This is a genomic window from Bacillus haikouensis, from assembly GCF_013179555.1.
Classification (GTDB): domain Bacteria; phylum Bacillota; class Bacilli; order Bacillales; family Bacillaceae_B; genus Rossellomorea; species Rossellomorea haikouensis_A.
On record NZ_JABMCR010000291.1, the window covers coordinates 1 to 4,868 of the forward strand.

The following is a 4,868-nucleotide window of genomic DNA, read 5'->3' on the forward strand; positions in this document are numbered from 1 at the left end:
AGGCCATCTGGCAGACCCTGAGCTGGAAGGTATGGGCGCAGACCAGGACTGGATGGACAAAACCGATGACGTCGGTGTATTCTCGGACGAAATCCGAAACGAATTGAAATCAGGCTTCGGTTCGGAAGGCGAACCTCGATTCATCACAGGAGGCGCCAGAGATATCCATACCATTTTCAACAATATCAAAGGGCAGCCGGGCAATACGGCTGACGATGATCCGGGCGATATGGTCCAATACATCGCAGCGCATGACAATCTTCCATTGTACGATGTCATCGCTCAATCGATTAAAAAGGATCCTGCCATTCCGGAAAATAACCTGGAAATTCACAAACGTATCCGACTTGGCAACTCGATGATCCTGACCTCTCAAGGTACAGCCTTCCTGCACGCCGGTCAGGAATACGGAAGAACCAAGCAATGGTTCGGTGAAGGAGTTCCTGAACAGAAATATCATGAACTTAAAGATGAAACAGGTAACCCATTCGGTTATTTCATCCATGATTCTTATGACTCTTCAGACGCAATCAACAAATTTGATTGGGAGAAAGCGACGAACAAAAAAGAATTCAAGGTGAACTCAACAACGAGGAAGTTCACCGAAGGCATGATCAAGTTAAGAAAATCGACGAACGCTTTCCGATTAGGTGAAAAAGAGCTAGTCGACAAGAATGTCACACTGCTGGATATTCCCGAAATCAAGGACAACGACCTGATGCTTGCTCACAAAAACGTATCCACCGATGACACAGGCACATATTATGTATTTGTCAACGCCGACGACAAAAAGCGCACCCTGTCAATCGGTGACATCTACTTCAGGGGAGCAAAAGTCGTAGTAGACAGCGACGAAGCCGGAGTCAAGCAGGTTAAGAAAAAATCGGGCTTCAAATTGAAGAGAGATACCTTGACGATCGACCCGCTGACTACTGTTGTCATTAAAGTAGATTAAAATGGTAATGCAGGGGTAACCACTGGAAAAAGAAAAGGGACTAACTAGATAAAATAACGATTTAAAAAGCGGTCAACTTGAGCGGAAATGCTTAGTTTTCCGCTTTTCTTTTTGCGGCATCGTTATTTTGCAAACCAGATAATCCAAATACAACTATCCTCACATTTTGTCGTAAAATATTATAGAAATGTCTCCACCAATATACAATATTCTTGTCCCGCCCCTTATATGATAGAGATATCACCCGACACGAACGTTTATTATTCATGAAAAAGCGGTAAATATAACAAACTTGATAAATTTGGTTATGGTTAGATACCGGCAAGAATAAGTTGCTTTCATAAAAGTTGAGGAGGTATTATCAGAATGAAAAAAATACTACTTAATCTGGAATTGAAATGGCATACGTTCAAGGTGAGTTATAACCACGCGCTACTTGCAGGGTGTCTGGACCATCAATTGAAAGTGAAGCTGCGACAGAAAATCAAATACCACGAGATGAAATTAATGAATAGATTAAACGGAAACGTTCCTTATTAAAAACAGATGTTTATAATAGTTGAAATCCTTACTTCTCGTTCTAATATAATTGTTTTTTTCTGAGCCACCGTATTTAAGACTTTTTGTCTTTAATCCGGTGGTTTCGTTCTGTGATCATACTGGGGAATTCTTGTGTATGTACTTGAAGTTTAGTCGGAAGGGCATTTTATCAGAAACTCACTTCCGTTACATAAATGACATTGAGACACATAGTTAAAATCTCCTGTATAGAAATTACGGTGTGCAATCTCTTCCTATATAAAGATTTACAAGATCCTAACATTGGTGAAGCAAACATTTTACATAGGTTTACTATAATTCAAACTATTCGATTGTGAGCAGGTGAACGGAGAAAATAAAGTTTTCACATTTGGTGTATTGGAGATGATAGAAATGGTTGATTTGAAAGCACCTGAGAAGAAATTTCGCCCCGAGTTGGAAGGGGTCAGAACTGTCGCGGCTTTTTTGGTTGCTGTCTACCATATTTGGGTAGGCGCAGTATCAGGTGGAGTGGATGTCTTTTTTATTGTTTCTGGTTACTTGATTACGACATCATTGGTATCAAAGATAGAAAAGGAAGGGCATATAAAGCTTATAGACTATTGGATGGGACTGGCAAGAAGATTATTTCCGATTGCGTTTGCTGTTTTGCTCTTTTCAGCCGTCGCGTCTATATTTATCCTGCCTCAATCCCAATGGAAACAAGTTATTTCTGAAATCTTTGCATCTGCATTTTATTTGGAGAATTGGTATCTGGCGGTCAGCTCTGTGGATTATCTGGCACAAAATAATCAGGCCAGTCCCCTGCAGCACTTCTGGGCACTTTCACTTCAATGGCAATTTTATATACTTTGGCCATTTGTCGTTTTAGCCGCATATTTCCTTGCTGAGAAAGTGTTTGGAACACCAGTCAGAAAGACGATGTTGGGAGTTCTTATATCACTGTTCGTCTTATCCCTTGGTTACTCCGTTTATAAAACAGGGGTGAATCAGCCATGGGCTTATTTTGATACATTTGCACGGGTATGGGAGTTTAGCCTGGGAGGAATTCTGGCGCTGCTCATTCCCTATTTGGAATTTAAAAAAACTGTAAGCATGATTTTAGGGTGGGCAGGATTGGCAGTGATTTGCTTTACAGGGATTCTTCTGCCGGTTTCTACGGTATTCCCGGGTTATGCAGCCTTATTACCGACAACAGGTGTCATACTTGTTATCATTGCCGCGGAGAACAGCACTCGACTCGGAGTGGATAAGCTGCTTGGCTCGAAGCCATTCTTGTACTTTGGGAGTCTCTCATACGGTTTTTACTTATGGCATTGGCCGCTGCTTATTTTTTATTATGCTTACAATGAGGTAGAAACGGTCCCTTTTGTCCACGGACTAATGATCATCGGGAGCGCTTTTTTATTATCCCTTGCTTCCGTCAACGTTCTTGAAACACCCGTTCGAAATATCAGTATTAAACAATCGAAAAAGAAATTGGCCGTTGTTCTGGCAAGTTTATTGATTCCATTAATCTGTGTGAATGGAGGATGGGCATATTATGTAGCGGGACAGGACGAGCAGAGATATGATCTGGAGGAATACCCCGGAGCTATGTCCATCTCGGATGGTGTGAAACCTGCACCAGATAAACAGCCAGTGCCCTCAACCTTGGTTGTAAAGGAAGATCTGCCTGCTTTCTATGATAAGCCCGAGTGTTTTTCAGGGATAGAAGAGGAGAAATTTACGAAATGTTCTTTAGGCGACACAAATGATCCCAAGTATACCGTTGCACTGGTAGGGGGTTCTCATTCCGGACACTGGTTCCCGGCTCTGGAAGCATTGTCTGATGATATGAAATTTGAGATCGAGATATACAATAAAGATGCCTGCAGATTTTCGACCAATGATTTCGACGGACTGCTCAATGAATCGTGCATGAAATGGAATGAAAAAGTCATTGAGAAGCTGAATGAAGAGCCACCTGATGCGGTATTCACAACAGCAAATGTTGGAACGGGGGACACCATCCCTAAAGGATATTTGGAACAGTGGGAAAAGCTTGAAGGTATAACCAATATCTTTGCCATACGCGACAATCCTGCCATGGAAGGGGACCCTCCAAAATGTGTGGAACAGAAAGAGAGCGCAGAGGAATGTTCCATGCCGAGGGATCAAGTGTTGTCGGAAATAGTACCTTGGGAAAACACAGAAGGAATTCCTGAAAACGTCACGTTTTTTGACTCATCAAAGTACTTCTGTGATGATACCTCCTGCTCCCCAGTGGTTGGAAATGTGTTGGTTTATAGGGATTATCATCATTTGTCGACGTTGTATTCGAGGACGATGGCCGGGGCTTTACGAGGTCCTTTACTTGAAACTCTAAAGTAATACGTGTAATTCATTAAATGCTATTCAGGAATGCTAATATTGTCCTATGACGTATCTATGAAATATGTATCAGTTTAATTTGAGAAAGTTACAGGAGGGTATTGACTATATAATAATACTCGGTTTAAGTTTACTACCCTTCTCTCATGGTAAGCTCAATATCAAAAGCGGTGGATCAAGCGAGTGTGCTTAAGGTTCACCGCTTTTCTTGAGGACAATCTCAAGGAAAGAAGCAGCATTAAATTGTATTCTATAAAGAACAAAAACGTTCTTAATAATTTACAAGATAGTAAGAATACTAGAGATAAAATGAGAAAACGAACGATATATGTTCTTTTTAACGAATAATCGACCGTATTTGAAGTTTTTCAATGCATGACATTTGTCTTATACTTCAAGTGTAAGGTTCGTTAAAAAGAACGAAACAAACTTTTAAACGAATCAAATAACTAAGAGAAAACAAGGAGGAATTTAGAAAATGGGAATTAAGCAAAAATTAGGTTTAGGCGTAGCATCAGCAGCACTTGGGTTAGCATTGGTTGGGGGAGGTACATATGCTTACTTTAGTGATACAGCTACAGCAAGTAATACCTTTGCTGCAGGTAAATTAGATTTATCGGTAGATCCAACTACAATTATTGACGTAAACAACTTAAAGCCGGGAGATACGATGCTCCGCTCTTTTGAGTTAGTCAATGGCGGTACATTGGACATTAAGAATGTTGTACTTGATACTTCTTATATTGTAAATGATCACGGAAACAACAATGATGGTAATGATTTGGGTGAGCACATTAAAGTGAATTTCATGTTTAATGTCGATAAATTGGACGTTCCAGTATTTTCTACTACTCTAGCTGATTTATCCAGCATGTCTCCTGAAGCTGTAGAAGATACATGGGAGACTATCATTGGAGATGAATGGGGTAGCAAAGGATTAGTAGCAGGTTCCAGTGATTTACTATACGTACAATTTGAATTTGTTGATGATGGCTCTGAC

3 protein-coding genes and 1 pseudogene are annotated in these 4,868 nt (G+C 40.6%); all 4 read left to right on the plus strand.

Features of this window, described 5'->3' with window-relative positions:
• A pseudogene (locus HP456_RS19905) lies at window positions 1-955 on the plus strand (pullulanase); the annotation flags it as partial.
• A 366-nt stretch (window positions 956-1,321) separates the two neighbouring features.
• Window positions 1,322-1,495: a hypothetical protein gene (locus HP456_RS19910; protein WP_172254338.1), complete on the plus strand. Its 174-nt coding sequence runs from the start codon at window positions 1,322-1,324 to the stop codon at window positions 1,493-1,495.
• Window positions 1,496-1,888: 393 nt separating this feature from the next.
• On the plus strand, window positions 1,889-3,868 hold the full coding sequence (locus HP456_RS19915) for an acyltransferase family protein (RefSeq protein ID WP_172254340.1): 1,980 nt from the start codon (window positions 1,889-1,891) through the stop codon (window positions 3,866-3,868).
• A 478-nt stretch (window positions 3,869-4,346) separates the two neighbouring features.
• The coding region (locus HP456_RS19920; RefSeq protein ID WP_172254342.1) for a TasA family protein at window positions 4,347-4,868 on the plus strand (522 nt) is incomplete at its 3' end.